This window comes from Lysinibacillus sp. KCTC 33748 (genome assembly GCF_002237755.1).
GTDB lineage: Bacteria > Bacillota > Bacilli > Bacillales_A > Planococcaceae > Lysinibacillus.
In genome coordinates this window covers 39,771-57,438 of record NZ_MWSJ01000008.1, presented here as the reverse complement: position 1 = coordinate 57,438, position 17,668 = coordinate 39,771, and the positions used below count along the sequence as shown (strand labels likewise).

The following is a 17,668-nucleotide window of genomic DNA, read 5'->3' as shown; positions in this document are numbered from 1 at the left end:
CGAGGTGATCAGATGAATTTACAGGAATACGCATCATATGACGGTCTTGGATTAGCGGAGTTAGTAAAAACAAAGCAAGTGACACCACAAGAACTTACAAAATTAGCGCTACAAGGTATTGAAAAAGTTAACCCTTCGATTAATGCCGTTGCCAGTGTGTTAGGGGAACAGGCTGACAAAGCGATTTCAACTTTAAATGATAATCAACCATTCGCAGGCGTCCCATTTTTAATTAAAGAAGTTGTGCTTCATGCGGAAGGTGTGCCACATAGTATGGGCAGTCGTGTTGCAGAAAATGCTGTAATGTCTGTCGATAGCGAATTAATGAAACGTTTTAAAAACGCTGGTTTTGTGTTAAGCGGTACAACCACAACACCAGAGTTCGGCTATAATGCTGCAACTGAAGCTGTCATTTATGGTCCAACACGTAACCCATGGAATTTAGAACATAGCCCTGGTGGTTCAAGTGGCGGTGCAGCCGCTTCTGTCGCAAGTGGTATCGTTCCAATCGCGCATGGTAATGATGGAGGTGGATCCATTCGAATTCCTGCATCATGTAGTGGTATCGTTGGCTTAAAACCTTCACGTGGTCGCGTGCCGATGGGGCCTTATAATAGTGAGGCATTAAATGGGCTAGCAATTGAATTTGCACAAACAAAAACCATTCGTGATACCGCTACATTACTGGACCAAGTAGCTGGGCCAGACTTAGGATGCTACTCGATTATTCAAAGCCCAGAAATGCCTTATAGTCAAGCGATTCAGCAAAAGGTACGGCCACTGAAAATCGCCTGGACAACAGAAACAAATTCTGGTGCATTCGTTGATCCAGAATGTATCGAGGCCGTACATAAGGCCATAAAATTATTAGAAGAATTAGGGCATGAAGTAGTCGAAGCTCGACCAGCTTACGACGAAGCACCATTTTCACGCGCAACGGTAAATATTTGGACAGCGAATATTTATAAAATGATTGTGGGGGCGGCAGAATTAACAGGTAAAACTCCTTCACGCGATACTATTGAAGCAGCCATTTGGCAATGCTATGAATATGGCAAAAACTTAAAAGCTAGCGCACTTTTAGAAGCCATTAATACGAATGCACTCGTATCACGTCAAGTAGCGACATTCTTTGAAGATTATGATGTTCTTTTAAGTCCAACAATCGGCACATTACCAGCGAAAATTGGCGAGCTAAATGCAAATAATCCTAATATTTCGGCAATTGAATGGACAGAGCAGATTTTCACATACGCGCCGTTTACCAATTTGTTTAACGCAACAGGTCAACCATCATTATCATTACCACTCGCAATGAGTGCGTCTGGCTTACCAATCGGGTTGCAATTTACAGGACGCTTCGCCGATGAGTTAACCCTTTTACAGCTTGGAAAACAATTAGAAGAATCTGCTCCATGGAAAGATCGAAAACCACCCGTACATGTGGGTGCAGAAGTTGTGGAAATTGCAACAACATAAAAAAAGTAGGTACAAGATTTTTTCTTGTACCTACTTTTTGCAACTTTACGGACATGCACGATGCTCCAAATAACGTTCTTAATAGTTCCTGAACTAACCTATACGTTTCTCCGTACTATGTTTATATGCGATTATTGTTATATATTTCATTATAACAATAGTAAATTAGTTTGAATTTTCGGAAACTGAATGTTACAATTAATGTACTAAATTTGAAGGGATGATGAATGGACGATGAACAAATAATTCTATTTTTAAACGTAAAATGTATATGCATTTTCAAATAAAAATAGGATTAGTCTGTCTATTTATTATACTTTTATAAAGCTTACCTTTTTGGAGGCTTATTTTTGTTCACAATAAATTTATTTACTAATCCTTCTGAAGCTATTTTCAGAGGGATTTTTTATTTGTTTTTGCGTTTACATTCAAATTCAAATTCAAATTCAAAGGAATGGGATGATACGATGCATAGTAAAAGACAAATCTACGAAGATATAATTCAAATAATGAAAAGAGATTATGCGGGTTTTTTAGATAAAAAGCATATTAACTGTCCTGAAAATTATCTCATTACAGATGACATGACAGATAAAGATTTTGTAGAAACGATACAGTCCTATTTACTCGATTTTAAAGATGGACATTTATCATTTAAAGCGAAAAAGACAGTAATGCCGAATAGAGGGTTTAAAGTACGACGCTATCAAAATGCTTTATATGTTACAGAGGTGACCTATGAAGCTAGATTATAAATAGGTGATGAAATACTTGAGATTGACGGCTTAACGATTGAAAAATTTGCAAATCTCTATTCGAAAATTTTAGAGGATCCTGTACCAGAAAGACAATATTGGCATGTAGGATTACAACATACAAAACGAGTATTAGTAAATCGAAATGATGATAAATTTATTTTGCCGTTAGCCACATATGAACGGTCTCCATATGTACCGAGCTACGTCTTTAAAAAGTTGGATAACAAAACGGTGTATCTAAAAATAACGGATTTTTCTCAGGCTCAACCTATTCAGGAGTTGTTGAACAATCATAAAAGCGATATAAATCATTCACATAATTTAATTATTGATGTACGAGTAAACTATGGTGGGAATGACCTATTTTATTTTCCAATACTCAATTACGTATTTGATAGAGAAATATTATTTAAAAGCTTATTTCATGAAGATGAACTAATATATACAAACTACACAGACCGAAATTGTCTGCTATGGATAAAAGAGTTGAACGAGTATTTAACACAAGAACTAGATAGTGAAATGCAAAAATGGATTCAAGAAGAAATAACAGAGTTTGAAACAAATTATGCGAAAGGGCTGATGGCAGTTCCAGAAGAATTGGATTATACAATTCAAGGTCAGCTAAACCCTAAAAATGTTTATGTTCTTACGGATGTAACCTGTGGAAGTTCGGGTGATACATTTGTCCAGAATGTTAAAAAGTCACCAAAAGTTACCGTAGTTGGACGCCCTACAATGGGAATTATGGACTTCTTTAATGTCGTAACTGTAGATTATGATGATTACGAATTTGTTTATAGCATTTCTAAAATGCATGAAAAATATCATTACAATGTTACAGGCGTAAAGCCACACATCTATATACCTTGGACACCGCAACATTTACATGAAGATATTGATCTTAATTATGTTTTACGTTTATGTCATCAAAATCAAGAAAAATCACTTTAAGGAGATTGCGATATGTGTTACACAATAAAAAGAATTTACCCAACCGAGTTAAAGGAAGTTGCCCATTTTATTGCACAGCTAAATATCGAAGAACAACATAACATTGGGTATTGTGGTCAAAATGAACAAGAACTATTGAGTACATTACAGGAAGATTTTATCGATGGTAATTTTACATCGATTGTAGCTGCTTTCGATAATGAACATATACAAGCACTTATTGGATTAGATATAGACGGCGATTCAACTGAAGTGTGGGGACCATTTTCTATAGATGAAGATGTAACGATCCAAGAGAAATTACTTTGCACATTGCAGCAGACATATCCACAAATTTCGAACTTTTATTTCTTCATTAATGAGCTGAATACTCGACAATTAGCATTTCTGGAGCAAATAAACGCCAATAAAACAGGTGAGCATTTATTACTTGGAGTTTCGAAAGATTCCTTTGAAACTGTAGTTGCTATTACTAGTCGTTATTATAAAACATCAGACTATGAGCAATTTAAAAAGATTCATTCAAATGCATTTTCAAAAACGTATTACGATGCAGATACAATTTTAAAGAGAGTTCAATTAAATAAAGAAAATGTTTTAAGAATTATGGAAATGGATGGGGTCGTTCAAGGATATGCTTATTTTGAGATGGACTTAACAGCAAAAGAAGCCCATTTAGAATATATAGCTATCAATCCTGAATACAGAGGCAAAGGAATAGGGACCAAGCTACTAAAAGAAGTTTTAACAGAAATGTTTCGATTTAATGAAATCACTCAAATAACACTAAATGTAGATAATCAAAATGATCAGGCAAATCACGTTTATTTTAAAGCTGGATTTAAAAAGAAAGCGACTTTATGGAGTTATTGTTTAAAGAAATAAAGTAAATTTTAAAGTCTAAGTCGAAATTAATAGTAGCATAAGATTTTCGAGCTTTGACCAAGTATTTAGTTGAATTTGGTTGAATCTTTTCAAAAAGAACCACCAAGAACATTGTCACGACAACGTTCTATGGTGGTTCTATTTTTAACCGCACTTACTTAAGATCCCATTCTCCTCATCATATTTACTGATGATTTGGACTTTATTAAATAAGGTCTAATCCATTCCTATTATCAAATTTAAAGATAACCAAAATCTTTATCATGTACCATTTAATCTTTCTATAAAATAAAGAAGGTAAAATCCGATATTATTTTTGAACAGCTCTTATTAGAAGTATTTATAATAAATTATGATTTAAAAGGAGAGAAAGATGTTTAAAAGATATAATATTGTTTTAATAGCTTTCATTACAACAACCTTTTTGTTTACATCTCATAATACTGCTAGTGCTAACGACTCTATTAAAGTATTTGTAAACACCAAAGAAGTAATATTGGATCAAAAACCTATAATAAAAAATGATCGAACTTTTGTACCACTTCGATTTGTATCTGAATATTTAGGGAATGGTGTGAAATGGGATTCGAAAAAGAAAGTATTCACTATTGTTTATTCTATCGAACACACTAACTACACTGTTGTCTTACCAATTGGTCAAAAAACGGCTACTATAACTTCAAGTTCTTATTTGAATAATAACGGTGTCGAAGATGTAGAACATATTCTATCAGATGTACCTAGTCAGATTATTAATGGAAGAACTGTAGTCCCTTTAAGATTTATAGGGGAACTGCTTGGTATAGATGTCCGTTGGGATTACCAAAACACAGATATATATATTTCTAGTTTAGGTGTGAACTTGATCCCATCTGATTTTGAAAAGGATGTTTATGATAAAGAATTGCGTAAGGTGAGAGATTTTGGTAAGCCAACAGTTAATTATGAAAAATTTCTAGCTCTTGATGCTGATCATTTTAACTCAAGCGATCTTGATTATCTTTTTGCTAAAAAGCCTAGTGTTGACTTATTTGGGGCTCTAGAATCATTCCATGATGGCGCCAATCAAATTATAATATCTGGGCCCATTAAAACAAATTATTTAAATATGATAATCTATAAAGGAAAGGAGCTACCCATTTTAAGCTACCCAGATGTTACAGCTGAAAGTACTGCTACTATTAAAGAAGGCATGACCTATGATGAAGTAGTCAAAATATTTGGTGGCCCTGGAGTATTATCAGGTAAAGGTACTCTTCGAGAGGAGTACAAATGGGTATCGTCCACAGAGAAGGGCGAAGCATATTTCACATTTGTTAAAAGGAACAATTCTCTTTATGTTACGCCATCTCCATATAGATCGTATTCTTGGGAAAAAATTTATTGAGTTTCCTCTAAAAAAAGGAGTCGAACCGTATCATCTGCGGTCGACTCCCACTTTATTAAGCAAACTGGCAAAGGTCTATCTGTCCAAATTTTATATAATTCCAGTCTACTGTAATCGTTTATTAGTCCTTCATTCATTATAACTTCTATTATATTGAAGACCCCATCTTAAGTTTAGGTCTACACTTTGAGCTCGGTGTACTATAAAGCACCACCAAAAATTGGTTATAGGCATCAAAAAAAGTGAATAGCAATCGGAATAGGTCACCCAATACCATCATACAAATGATTTATAAAATAATAACGTAAAAATGAATAAATATTAGTGAAATGTTCTAATTATGTATTTTTATGCTATAATACAACTATAAACGGACGTATGAAACATATTCTATTGCATGAAAGAAGTGTTTATTTGAGTTTATATGTAGCGTATGTGTTGGTAGGACTTGCGATTGCCATGCCTGTTGGGGCCATTACAGTAGAAATGACAAAGCAAGGACTAAAAAATGGGTTTATGCACGGTTGGGCTGTCGGACTTGGTGGTATGACAATTGATGTTGTACTGGTTTTTGCGTTATATATGGGGCTAGCTTCCATTTTAGCAATGCCTATCATTCAAATCCCTATGTGGATTATAGGGGCTGGATTTTTATTCCTTTTAGGACTAGATTCTATCAAAAATGCTGATCAAGATATTACGCTTGTAGGAGAGAAAGTGACAAAATCATTTTTTACTTCTTATCGTAATGGTTTACTAGTTGCAATTTCGCCTGGAAATCTAGTATTCTGGGTAAACGTTTTCGGTGTTGTACTAGCCAAATCATATGGGCAAGGGGAGTCATCGAACTTTCTAGTGATTGCTGCAGGTGTTCTGAGTGGCATATTGTTACATGATATAAGCTTGATGGCCATTGTTTCGGTTACTCGAAAAGCGATGAGTCGTAAAGTCATTAAGTCGCTTACAATGGTAGCGGGCGTATTACTAATAGGATTTGCTGGATATTTTATTTATGAATTTATACAAGCTATAAAGAGCTATATATGAGAAAAGTGCGATCAGTAAAGATCGCGCTTTTTATTTTTCCAGCGTTCATGGTCAGTGAACTTTGTATATGCATAGATGCAAACTAAAATTTCCTCTGCTAATGAAAAGTTCAGCATATGTAAATTTTATGTATGGATTCGTAGATTTTTGAGTCTAAGGTGCGAAATAAATCCGGATTTATTAAACCTTCCTATGATTGCTTTCTTTGAAAAACTGTAAGATATAAAATCATGCAGAGAATAAGGATTGTCCCAATAAATTGAAAACCTCCGAAGGTAATTTTAAGCCAAAGCACACTTGTTATAACAGCTGTTAGGGGCTCCAGACTACCAAGTAAACTAGTCTCTTTAGGCGATAAATAATTCAAACTAGCAATATAAAACCAAAATGCTAGCATTGTCCCAAATATAACGATAAACAAAAAATAAGCGATAGTCGACAATGCCCAGTTTGACACATCAATTTGCCACGGTTGATGGAAAAAGCTCATCACAATACCACCAATAAGCATTGACCAGCCTACAACTAACAATGAGTGAAATTGCTGTAAAAGTGGGACTGCATATAACGTATAAAAAGCAGCCGAAAGACCAGATAAAATCCCCCAAAACACGGCCGTCGCAGGTACAGAAAGTGTAGACAACGAGCCATTTGTTAGTAATAAAAAAGTACCAACAAGTGTAAAAGTTACAGCGATTCCATCCTGCCTTGTCAATTGACTGTGCTTCGTTATTAAATAATAGGCCATAATAAAAAGTGGTGCTAAATATTGCAATAAAGTCGCAACAGCTGAATTACCTATAGCAATCGACATCATATAAGTATATTGAACCGCCAGCATTCCTAATAAACTAAATAAAATTTGTCTAAAAGCATTTTGCTTTGTACGCCACATCACAAAAATAGACTCTTTGCGGTGTGTAAGTTTATAGGCAGTAATGAGCAATAGGCCAGCTAAAAGAAGACGACTGGAAACGAGCCAGCCAACCTCTATATTTTCCTGCTGAAAAAGCTTTTGAGCGACGGTACCACCAATACCCCAAAAGCTTGCCCCTAGAATGACGAGCATAAAACCAAGCGTACGATTTTTCTGTGATGATTGATTCAACTTAAAACATCTCCTAAACTATCAATATAAAGAAATTATAAAAAATGTTTGACGTAAAAAATATCGATTTAAAGGGTTAATAATATCAATATATTGAGGTGAGCTAAGTAGTGATGTTAACACATATTAGAATTGCAAAGGATTTACAAGAACTAACGTTACATGGGACGAAGGAATTTCCAGTTGCACTATATGAGACGCTTTTGCGATTAGATCGTTTAGATTTTTTACCGTTACATTGGCATAAGGAAATTCAATTTGTCTATGTGAAAAGTGGTTTTGTGGAATATCGTGTAGGAGCAGATGTTTTTGTACTTGAGGCGGGGGAGGGACTATTTGTCAATGCATCAGGCTTACATGAAGCAAAGCCTTTTCAAGTAGAACAGGCTACAATTTTGTGTATTAACGTGGACCCGTTGCTATTAGGTGGACATAAGGACAGTATTTTTGCCACTAAATATGTACTGCCTTATATAACGAACAATAGACTGCCTTATGTCAAGCTTTCTGGCCAATTGGCGCAAAAAGTAGACATCGTGGCTAAATTACTACAAGAACAAGCTGTTTTTTATGAGCTAAAGGTATGGAGAGAGCTATTAGTCATTTGGGAAACTATTTTGTCACAATCAATGCTAACAGAAGAAATACTGGATCCAGCAATTATTGTCCAGCATGAACGAGCGAAGGATATGCTTGATTATTTACATACTTATTATCAGGAAAAGATATTTTTAGAAAGTTTAGCTGCACATGTTTTTTTAAGTCGTGCAGAATGTAGTCGCTTTTTCAAAAAAATGGTCGGTATGACACCATTCACATATTTATTACACTATCGTCTTCGTAAAAGTATGGAGCTATTACGTGATAGTGAGCAATCCATCACTACAATTGCTACAACTACAGGCTTCAGTACAGTAAGTTACTATATTGAACAATTTAAAAAATATACAGGATACTCCCCATATGTTTATCGTAAACAGTTTTTTGATAAAGGATAGTATTGAATTGGAACAGTATTGAATACGCGCTCTTGCAATGAATCGCTTCATCTTAATTTAATGAAATAGGGATATCTATTTCTTAATGTACCTATTTGTAATTTAATAATAGTGAATAGAATAAACTTGGAGGTGGCTCAATGAAAAAATCTATGTTCCTGTTTTTATTCGCATTACTAGTTTTACTTTCTTCTTGCTCAATTGCAAAAACGCAAACATTAGAAGAATTTTATAAGGATGCAAAAATTGAAAATGTAGATAAAGCAATCATTCAAGATGGTTCAACTGGTTATTCTAAAACGATTACAAAGCAAGAACAAATTGGTGAATTGCTAAATTTGATTAAAGATATAAAGTTTACTCCCCAAGATAATCAAGAAGAACGAACAGGCTGGCGATATGGACTTGCTCTTTTTGATGGCGAAAAAGAATTTATATTTACGCTTAGTAAAATTGAAAATACCTATTACGACTCAAACCCAGATATTTATCCAATTGTAGAGAATTATTACGAACAATTAGATATCGAAGAAAAATAAGGATGTTAAAACTAGACCTCTTAATCAGGAGGTCTTTTATTTTGCCATTCTTAATGTCTCGATAGTTGGAATAAGCATCTGGTTCTGTTAAGACATGTGAAAAGTTTTTGAAAATTAAAGGATTAGCTCCCTCACTTTATTGCTGAATCTATTGACAATAATAACCATATAAAATAAAGTAAAGTTAATAGTAAAGATACCTTTACTATTAACTTTACTTAAAGGAATGAATGAGTTTTGGCAAAGGATGAAGAATTTATTTATAAGCTTGTGGAGGAGATAAATGATGCTATTTATTCGATGGATAGTCATTTCATAAAGCTACATCAAAATCTAATCAGTGATGAACTTTCTCCTAAACAAATAATTTTATTAGACTTTATTAACAAAAATAGGCTCGTGACGATTGGGCAAATTGCGAGTTATATGAATATAACTTCTAGTGCGGTCGGACAGCTAGTTAGTAAACTTGAGGAACAGCACTATGTATCCCGGAGCATTAATCCGGAAAATAGACGTGAAATATTTGTGAGCCTTGAGACGTCAGGCATTAAGTATTTTGAAAGAGAGGAAGAAATAAAACGATTTATTATCTCGAGGTATTATTCAAAACTAGAGATAAATGAGATCGTGCAATTAAAAGAGATTGTTCAGAAGTTAAACCAAATTGTATTAAAGGAAGGAATAATACATGAAATAAATGATAAGGGAGAGATTTAACATGATTGCATTAAAGAAAAAGCAAAATATTTGGCTAGCATTTTTGTTAGTCGTACTTGCCAGTAATTTTGCGCTTTATAACACTGGGCTCGGCGCATCCATTTTACCACCTGAAACAAATGGCGTTGTTTTGGGCTCATTAATTGATTTTGTCCTTATTATGCCTGCTTTATTTCTGCTTTATAAACGAAAGTTTTCTATAAAACAAGCAGTGCTTTTAGCAGCATCTGGTTGTATTGCAGCCCGTTTTATTATTCCAATAGAACATCTACAGCCATTTGTTGCGGTGACTTGGGCTGGGTTTGCGATTGAAGGTACGATTATTCTATTAGAAATTTTAATCATTGCAACGCTTGTTCGCTATATGCCAAGAATTTTAGCGGATGTACGATCAACTACTTTACCAGATTTGTTTTCATTTCCAAAAGCAGTTGAAAAACATGCACCGAAGCATCCTATTATCCAACTACTTTGCACAGATTTTTTAGTGTTTTATTACGCTTTTGCAAGCTGGAAAAGAAAAGAGCGACCTGGATTAACCTTGCATAAAAATTCGAGCTATATTGCCTTTATTATTATGCTAATCCATGGAATCGCCATTGAAACAATAGGGATTCATTGGTGGTTACATGAGAAATCACTTGTTCTTTCTATTCTATTGCTTATTTTAAACGTATACTCTGTCCTCTTTTTTATAGCGGATATGCAAGCCATTCGTTTAAATCCTGTTCATGTAACACCTGAAAAACTGTATTTGTCATTAGGGTTGATGAAACGAGCAGAAATTCGCTTTGATCAGATTGAGGAGCTTATTGAGGATAAGGAACAGTTGGAACGAAAATTATCCAAAGATACAATTGATTTTATAGCACGTGATTTTGAAGCGGTATATCCACAGTTTATATTAAAAATGAAGGAGCCTATGGAAGTGACTTTTATGCTGGGTATTAAAAAACGTTTTAACAAAGTAGCCATTAAAGCTGACCAAGCACAGGAATTTAGAAAAATGCTTCTACAAGGAATGGAAGATAATAGATAATAAACAACAGGTGCGAGCAAACTAAGCTGGCACCTGTTTCATTTGGACAATCAAAAAAAGAGGATGATATTTGTTAAAACACATACCATTTATATAAAAGTTGATCTTCGTTACGACTGGGCGACTCCTTGGGAATCAGCGATCTAGACGAACGAAGGCTAAAAGCATCACGTCCTGTGATAACGCCTTCGTGACCAACGACAAATGTTTTCTGTAGCGACAGCTACAAAGCGCCCAGTCTGAACGGAAATTAACCTCATGTTATGAGCCTTAATTTACAAGACTAATAATAAAAATAATAAGGATACACAATAACGGCAGATCTACAAATCCCTTAAGTAATCGCCTGCTAGCTGCATGAATTTGTTCATTGGATACTTGAAAGATTGACCAAATTTTGTGCTCTAAAATTTGCTGGATTACCGATTGCATCATTGACCGTAAAGTAAAATAAAGAATTCCAAGCATGATTATTTTCGCCCATGCTGGCACAAGAATGATGAGCCCAATACCACTCAATAAAAAACGAAGGTAGCCTAAGCGATACTGTTTTTGGCGAAGCATCGTTTTGCATACTAATTCCTCTATAAAATAATCGGAACGTCGAAACATGCTCTTTGAATTTTTCCATAATAGGCGAGGCTTTTTTAATTTTGGTACTAGCTGACTTCGAAGCTCAGGAGCAATTTGGAATAAAAGACTTTGCCATTTATAAAATGCTGCTTGATCGAGCTCCACTTGTTGATCAAAAAATTTAGTGCTATAGATATAATGTTTATTATAATAGCTAGTGCAATAAGCAAGAAGAATTAGATAAATAAGTGAAGTAATAATAATATGTACATATAAAAAGCAAACTGTACCGAGAATGCACATGAAAATGGTGCTTACTAGTTGCTGCCATTTACGAAGCTTTAATTGTAAAAGTAACTTCATAAAATTAGTCGCAAATAGTAGCAATAGTAAAGAAAACAATTCTAATACCGTTACATGATGAACGATTATAAAGATCGGCGCTAATAGAGTAAGGCCAGAACCTAGTAAAATTAGGTGCTTACTTAACGTCCAATAAAGGCCAGCTCGTTTTAAGCGTATCATTTGTTTTCGGTTTTGGATTAAAAAAAGACGATCGGCTCGCTGCAAGTAAGTACGAATAGTTCCAATACGTGTAATAATAAATAATAGTACAATAAACAAAACTAGCGGTATATGTACGATCCAAGAGGTACTTATATTTATGATAAAGTCTTTATAAAGGAAAAAGCCAATGACTAGAGCAGGCACAACAACATATAAGGCGACTGTCCAATCGATAACGCTTGCCAGTATCTTAACATTTTGGGAGCGCTCTAATTTTCTTCTGTGCTGCACTATATTAGTCATGGCGATTTTCCTCAAGCAGTGTGTCGAAAATATCAAGAAGAGACGCTTTGTCCTGTTTCACCGCTAAACGTAACGATGCGAGTGTACCTTGCTGTAAAATTCGCCCGTGATCAATCAAGATGAAACGATCACATATTTTCTCTGCCGTATCAAGTGCATGTGTACTCATTAAAATGGCGGCACCTTGCGCTTTTAATTCTTCTAAAATCGTTAGAAGCTTACGCATTGCCTGTGGATCTAAACCCATAAATGGTTCATCTAAAATATAGGTAGAATGCTTATCAAGAAATGCTAAAATAAGCATTACTTTTTGCTGCATCCCTTTGGAAAATGTTGTTGGATAATCGTGTAGCTTATGGTCCAAATGGAAAATTTCTAGTAAATCTTTCGCGCGCTTTGTCAAAGAATCTTCTTTACCAGTAACACGCAAATAAAAATCTATATGCTCCCATAATGTAAAATACTCATACAAAATTGGTCTTTCAGGTACGTAGCCGTAAGTTTCTATTGTTACTTGACCATCCACTATTGGTAGTACACCCATCATTGCTTGCAACGTTGTACTTTTACCTGCCCCATTGGAACCGATTAATCCAACGAGCTCACCACTATTTACTTGAAATTGAATGTTTGAAATAATGGCTTCACCTTCTACATAGCCACCTTTATGTATGTTAATATCTATTGTCATTCACTTCCTCTCTTTGTTTATTTACGAACGAAAGAGGAAAATGTTTCAAGTTCTGACCTATTACTTTTTTGGAAATATAACATATGAGATGCTAGTTGCGGCATCAATCGCAAGTACAATACCCCAATATTTCATTATTGAAATAGGGGAGAGGTATCAGAATTTGAACCAACGAAAAGAGACATGGCATACAATAATCCAGCACCAATTATAAAGGCACCAATATGCTGACTAAGCATTTTTATTTCATGCTTACCTTTTTTTACTCCGGTTAATGGCTCATTTTTTTGATTAGATTTTAAAAACCATTTTTGGAATTTTTCATCGGCCCATGTAATCATTGTTTTACTAAAAGCTATAGAGACACCAATATAAATAGCCGCTATCCCGTGAGATGTAGACGCAGGTGTACCAGCTTTTAAATCCATAGCAGTAAGGATAACAAGGAACAAATCAATAACAGGTGTTAGTGCAAAAAAGAAAATGCTCAGTTTCGGCATATTAAAAACATATCTGCAAATAAGCCCAATAATAATAACAATCCAAAAGGAAATTTCTGCAGTAATAATCCATGCAATCATAAAAAACCTCCAAAATTTATTCAACATATCTGTTAAAAAGGACCACGCATTCTTAATTAATACAAACTTATTAAAAATAGATTTATGCCAATAATAGGGAAAGAAAGGTGACTATCGCAAATGCAGACCATTTAAATGCCTTTAGGTTTTTAGCTTCATGTAATAAGGGGCTTTGTACCGATGGATAAGGAGGAAATCCTTGAAAAGGAATTAGAGCAAATTATGAAAGAATAGACTCTTACAATTGCTCACCTACTTAATCTAGGTGGGCAATTGCATTTATTACGTCCTCACTCACTGCATCCCAAAAATGTTGCTGTACAACATCACAATACATATATAGGTCTTTATTTTGGACATGCTCATATAGCTCAGAAATTGCTTCTTTATGAAAAAGAAGTCGATGATTTAATGCCTCACGTTCTTCCTCGATACAAAACGATTTATACGTATCTGCGAGACGTTCAAGCTTTGCTAACTTTTGTTTCGTTTCCTCGTATTGTGTTTGATGAAAGCGTCCTACTGCTGTAGTCATCGAGATCTTTGCTCGATGCTCGGTATTTAATGTGCGCAATTCTTCCTGACGAATAGCTACTCGATACCAAAATTCATAGCGAATAGGTAAGTCTTTTAGCTCGTATGTGAGCAAGGATTTTAAAATAAAACTAACATGCTCAAAAGTATCTATAACCTTCTCTGACTCTTTAAAAATACCAAACATACAGCCACCCCCGTTTAGTTTAATACTACGAACGAAGAGTAAAACCCTTTAAATTTTTGATAATATTCGGAAAAGTCAATGAAGCAAAAAAATACCCCAAAGATTTTTAGAAATCTAGCTATAATACAAGGTCGAATTGTTGAAAAAATAAATAGAAATTCACATTCTCTCAGATGGTGCATGGAGTGCAAGTGAGTAGGGGAACGAAGCTAAGGGCATCACGTTCTGTGAAATGCTTAGTGACCAACATCTTGTTGTTACTGCCGCTTCGCTTTCGTACAGGAAACATGTGTTTCCCAAAGCGTCTTTTCGGACTCCTCTAAAAAGCGCCCGAAATAGTAAGTAATTCCACGTTATGGTAATGCGCCTTCTAATTAATAAAAACGTCAAAATGATGAATTGACCATCTAAAAAAATATATACTCATTCGCACTAGTTTTTACCTAGGTAAAAATCTAGTGTTTTTTGCTGAAGAAAAAAGTTGTCGAGTTATCGCAAAATTCCCTATTTTTCGTAAAGAAATAGACTGTTTTTGAGAAATAGCATTTACAAAATAAAATTAAATGTGTTAACTTAAAACCTGTAAACAGTTAACTTAAAAATAGGGGGTAGGTTAACGATGCAACATTTTTGGGTTGTAGGGACAGATACAGATGTCGGCAAAACACTTGTCACTACATTGCTAATGCGTCAATTACAAAAGCAGGATCTACAAGTCACGCCTTATAAGCCTGTGCAAACTGGCGAAGTTTGTGAGAATGGGTATTGCTATTACTACGATACAGCAATGTATGAAAAGTATTCATTACAAAGCCTAAAGCAGGAAAATTTAAATGGTTATTCGTTTAAGGAAGCTGCATCACCACATTTTGCTGCACAGCTGGAGGGTCAGCAAATTAATGTAGAGTATTTATTACAGCAAATTCAGTTGTTACAGCAAGTATACGATGTCGTGATTTGTGAGGGAGCAGGGGGACTTTTTGTTCCGATAGATACATATGGAGAGCAAACACTGCTTGATGTCATCGTTCAAAGTAAGCTTCCGGTCGTTCTTGTCACACGAACAACACTTGGAACAATTAACCATACATTACTTACTCTTGAGGCATTACGTGCTCGTAATATTGATGTTCTTGGCCTTGTATTTAATGGAGATACAGGCAGTCAGATGGAACAAGATAATGTGAAAATGATTTTACAACGTCATGATTTGCCATATGCGACGATTCCAAAGCTTCGGGATATTTCACAGATTGTTGACTTCTCTATTTCACACACATCTTTGTTTGAAAGGTTGGTCAAATATGAAACAATCTTTAACTGAATTGCAGACGAGAGATTTACAGCATGTTTGGCATCCTTGCTCACAAATGAAGGACTATGAGCAATATCCGCCTATTGTTATTAAAAAAGGACAAGGTGTATGGCTGTACGATGAACATAATAATCGCTACTTAGACGCCGTATCTTCCTGGTGGGTAAATTTATTTGGACATGCGAATCCACGACTAAGTCAAGCATTAAGCGATCAAGCATTTACATTGGAGCATACGATCTTTGCGAATTTTTCACATGAACCTGCTATTAAGGTGGCAGAAAAATTAGTTGCCTTAACGCCAGACGGTTTGAATAAAGTATTTTTTGCAGATAACGGCTCGTCGGCGATAGAAGTGGCACTCAAAATGAGTTTTCAATATCATATGCAGACGGGAAAAACTATGAAAAAACGTTTTTTAGCTTTAACGGATGCTTATCATGGTGAAACACTTGGTGCCTTATCTGTTGGTGGGGTAGGGCTATATAACGAAGTGTATCAGCCACTGTTGTTGGATACTGTACGTGCACAAGGACCAGATTGCTTCAGATGTCCATTTAAGGAAAATCCTGAAAGTTGTCAAGCCCAATGTATACAATTTGTTGAAGACGAGCTTCGTCAGCACCATGAAGAAATTACAGCTGTTATTATTGAGCCACTCATACAAGCAGCCGCTGGCATGAAAATGTATCCTCCAATATATTTGAAGCGATTACGAGAGCTTTGTACAAAATACGATGTTCATTTTATCGCAGATGAAATTGCAGTAGGCTTCGGACGTACAGGTACTTTGTTTGCTTGTGAGCAAGCAGGTATTGTTCCAGATTTTATGTGCCTATCAAAAGGTATAACGGGTGGTTATTTGCCACTATCCGCAGTTTTAACGAATGATGATGTATACAAAGCTTTTTATGATGATTACGGTACAATGAAAGCTTTTTTACACTCCCATAGCTATTCCGGTAATACACTTGCTTGTCGTGTAGCCCTAGAAGTTTTGACGATGTTTGAAGAAGAGCAAGTGATCGACATGATAAAACACAAAGGTGAACGTATGCGAAAGCTAGCTAAGCAGGCATTTGAAGAGTTGCCGTTTGTTGGCGAATATCGACAGGTGGGACTAGTTGGAGCTATTGAATTAGTCGCCAATCGTGAAACAAAGGAGCCACTTCCAAGTGAGGAACGTATCGGTTATCAACTATCTAAACGTGCATTAGCAAAGGGCTTACTCATTCGTCCTCTTGGCAATATATTATATTTCATGCCTCCATACATTATATCTGATGATGAAATGGATTTTATGATTGATACAACAAAAGAGACGATCATGCAATTTTTCGAGGAGCGGGAGGGAGCAAGTTGTTCAAACGACAATCAACACTGTCACTTGTGATGATTGCGATGTTCGCCGCTTTAACCGCAATCGGTGCATTTATTAAAATACCGCTACCAGTAGTACCCTTTACATTACAAATTGTTTTTGTTTTTTTAGCAGGAAGCTTGCTCGGTAGTCGTAATGGATTACAAAGTCAGCTCGTCTACATAGGGGTTGGTTTAGTTGGTTTGCCAGTTTTTACACAAGGTGGGGGGATCACCTATGTATTGCAACCAACATTTGGCTTCCTGATTGGCTTTGCACTGGCTGCCTTAGTCATTGGTTTCATGATTGAAAGAGTGGATACGCCGACGAAAAAGCATTTTATTGGTGCAAATATTGTCGGGCTTATTATTATTTATGGGGTGGCGGTTCCGTATTTATATGTAGCATTGAATTTCTGGTTACATATGAAAACCAGCTGGTCACATATTTTCGTAGTTGGCTTTTTAAACAGCATTGTTGCCGATTTTTGCTTAGCGATAGCTTCTGCATTTTTGGCCGAGCGTCTTTACAAAGTTTTTCATTCAACAAGAACAATAACTTCTTTCAGCTGAAGTAAAGTATCCCACCACTACAGATGTGAGAAGAATGCAGATTTAAATTGTTTTTTTAGCGGTTGATCACACATCAGCTGAAAAAAGTGATAGCCTCCGGCGGATGTCACGGAATCGGAAAGGAGTTCTTT

18 protein-coding genes are annotated in these 17,668 nt (G+C 35.5%); 13 read left to right on the top strand and 5 right to left on the bottom strand.

What is annotated here, in order from left to right; genetic code table 11:
* Positions 1 to 12 precede the first annotated feature (12 nt).
* The 6 genes from B1B04_RS12300 (at position 13) to B1B04_RS12275 (ending at position 6,510) form a co-directional block, all read left to right on the top strand.
* The gene (locus tag B1B04_RS12300) at positions 13 to 1,479 is read left to right on the top strand and encodes an amidase (RefSeq protein WP_079561746.1); all 1,467 of its coding nucleotides are present in this window, start codon (positions 13 to 15) and stop codon (positions 1,477 to 1,479) included.
* A 350-nt stretch (positions 1,480 to 1,829) separates the two neighbouring features.
* Complete coding sequence (locus B1B04_RS12295; protein ID WP_079561745.1) at positions 1,830 to 2,234, top strand: hypothetical protein; 405 nt, start codon at positions 1,830 to 1,832, stop codon at positions 2,232 to 2,234.
* Between the two features lie 234 nt (positions 2,235 to 2,468).
* Complete coding sequence (locus tag B1B04_RS12290) at positions 2,469 to 3,191, top strand: S41 family peptidase (protein ID WP_170938969.1); 723 nt, start codon at positions 2,469 to 2,471, stop codon at positions 3,189 to 3,191.
* A 12-nt stretch (positions 3,192 to 3,203) separates the two neighbouring features.
* Positions 3,204 to 4,076, top strand: coding sequence for a GNAT family N-acetyltransferase (locus B1B04_RS12285; RefSeq protein WP_079561743.1), 873 nt, complete (start codon positions 3,204 to 3,206; stop codon positions 4,074 to 4,076).
* Between the two features lie 373 nt (positions 4,077 to 4,449).
* Positions 4,450 to 5,463, top strand: a complete 1,014-nt coding sequence (locus tag B1B04_RS12280) for a copper amine oxidase N-terminal domain-containing protein (RefSeq protein WP_079561742.1) — start codon at positions 4,450 to 4,452, stop codon at positions 5,461 to 5,463.
* Between the two features lie 414 nt (positions 5,464 to 5,877).
* Positions 5,878 to 6,510, top strand: coding sequence for a LysE family transporter (locus B1B04_RS12275; RefSeq protein ID WP_079561741.1), 633 nt, complete (start codon positions 5,878 to 5,880; stop codon positions 6,508 to 6,510).
* 190 nt (positions 6,511 to 6,700) lie between these two features.
* Here B1B04_RS12275 and B1B04_RS12270 read toward each other — a convergent pair whose 3' ends face one another.
* Positions 6,701 to 7,618, bottom strand: a complete 918-nt coding sequence (locus tag B1B04_RS12270; RefSeq protein ID WP_079561740.1) for an EamA family transporter — start codon at positions 7,616 to 7,618, stop codon at positions 6,701 to 6,703.
* A 113-nt stretch (positions 7,619 to 7,731) separates the two neighbouring features.
* Between B1B04_RS12270 and B1B04_RS12265 the strand changes: the two genes are divergently transcribed.
* From B1B04_RS12265 to B1B04_RS12250, 4 genes are all read left to right on the top strand, one after another.
* A complete protein-coding gene (locus B1B04_RS12265) occupies positions 7,732 to 8,616 on the top strand; it encodes an AraC family transcriptional regulator (RefSeq protein WP_240518286.1) in 885 nt (294 codons plus the stop codon).
* A gap of 140 nt (positions 8,617 to 8,756) precedes the next feature.
* Positions 8,757 to 9,155, top strand: coding sequence for a hypothetical protein (locus tag B1B04_RS12260; RefSeq protein ID WP_079561738.1), 399 nt, complete (start codon positions 8,757 to 8,759; stop codon positions 9,153 to 9,155).
* Positions 9,156 to 9,392: 237 nt separating this feature from the next.
* Entirely contained in the window at positions 9,393 to 9,875 is a 483-nt protein-coding gene (locus tag B1B04_RS12255) for a MarR family winged helix-turn-helix transcriptional regulator (protein ID WP_079561737.1), read from the top strand.
* 1 nt (position 9,876) lies between these two features.
* Entirely contained in the window at positions 9,877 to 10,914 is a 1,038-nt protein-coding gene (locus tag B1B04_RS12250) for a beta-carotene 15,15'-monooxygenase (RefSeq protein ID WP_079561736.1), read from the top strand.
* Between the two features lie 270 nt (positions 10,915 to 11,184).
* Here B1B04_RS12250 and B1B04_RS12245 read toward each other — a convergent pair whose 3' ends face one another.
* The 4 genes from B1B04_RS12245 to B1B04_RS12230 form a co-directional block, all read right to left on the bottom strand.
* Entirely contained in the window at positions 11,185 to 12,297 is a 1,113-nt protein-coding gene (locus tag B1B04_RS12245) for an ABC transporter permease (RefSeq protein ID WP_079561735.1), read from the bottom strand.
* Complete coding sequence (locus B1B04_RS12240) at positions 12,290 to 12,988, bottom strand: ABC transporter ATP-binding protein (RefSeq protein ID WP_079561734.1); 699 nt, start codon at positions 12,986 to 12,988, stop codon at positions 12,290 to 12,292. The genes B1B04_RS12245 and B1B04_RS12240 overlap by 8 nt, the downstream gene beginning before the upstream one ends.
* A gap of 134 nt (positions 12,989 to 13,122) precedes the next feature.
* The gene (locus tag B1B04_RS12235) at positions 13,123 to 13,569 is read right to left on the bottom strand and encodes a hypothetical protein (protein ID WP_079561733.1); all 447 of its coding nucleotides are present in this window, start codon (positions 13,567 to 13,569) and stop codon (positions 13,123 to 13,125) included.
* Between the two features lie 256 nt (positions 13,570 to 13,825).
* Positions 13,826 to 14,290, bottom strand: coding sequence for a hypothetical protein (locus B1B04_RS12230; protein WP_079561732.1), 465 nt, complete (start codon positions 14,288 to 14,290; stop codon positions 13,826 to 13,828).
* Positions 14,291 to 14,909: 619 nt separating this feature from the next.
* Between B1B04_RS12230 and bioD the strand changes: the two genes are divergently transcribed.
* Genes bioD through B1B04_RS12215 form a run of 3 tightly spaced genes read left to right on the top strand, consistent with a single transcriptional unit; the run spans position 14,910 to position 17,537 of the window.
* A complete protein-coding gene (gene bioD, locus B1B04_RS12225; RefSeq protein WP_079561731.1) occupies positions 14,910 to 15,614 on the top strand; it encodes a dethiobiotin synthase in 705 nt (234 codons plus the stop codon).
* Complete coding sequence (bioA, locus tag B1B04_RS12220; RefSeq protein WP_079561730.1) at positions 15,595 to 16,998, top strand: adenosylmethionine--8-amino-7-oxononanoate transaminase; 1,404 nt, start codon at positions 15,595 to 15,597, stop codon at positions 16,996 to 16,998. Before bioD ends, bioA begins: the two co-directional genes overlap by 20 nt.
* On the top strand, positions 16,965 to 17,537 hold the full coding sequence (locus tag B1B04_RS12215; RefSeq protein WP_079561729.1) for a biotin transporter BioY: 573 nt from the start codon (positions 16,965 to 16,967) through the stop codon (positions 17,535 to 17,537). The genes bioA and B1B04_RS12215 overlap by 34 nt, the downstream gene beginning before the upstream one ends.
* Positions 17,538 to 17,668: the final 131 nt, after the last annotated feature.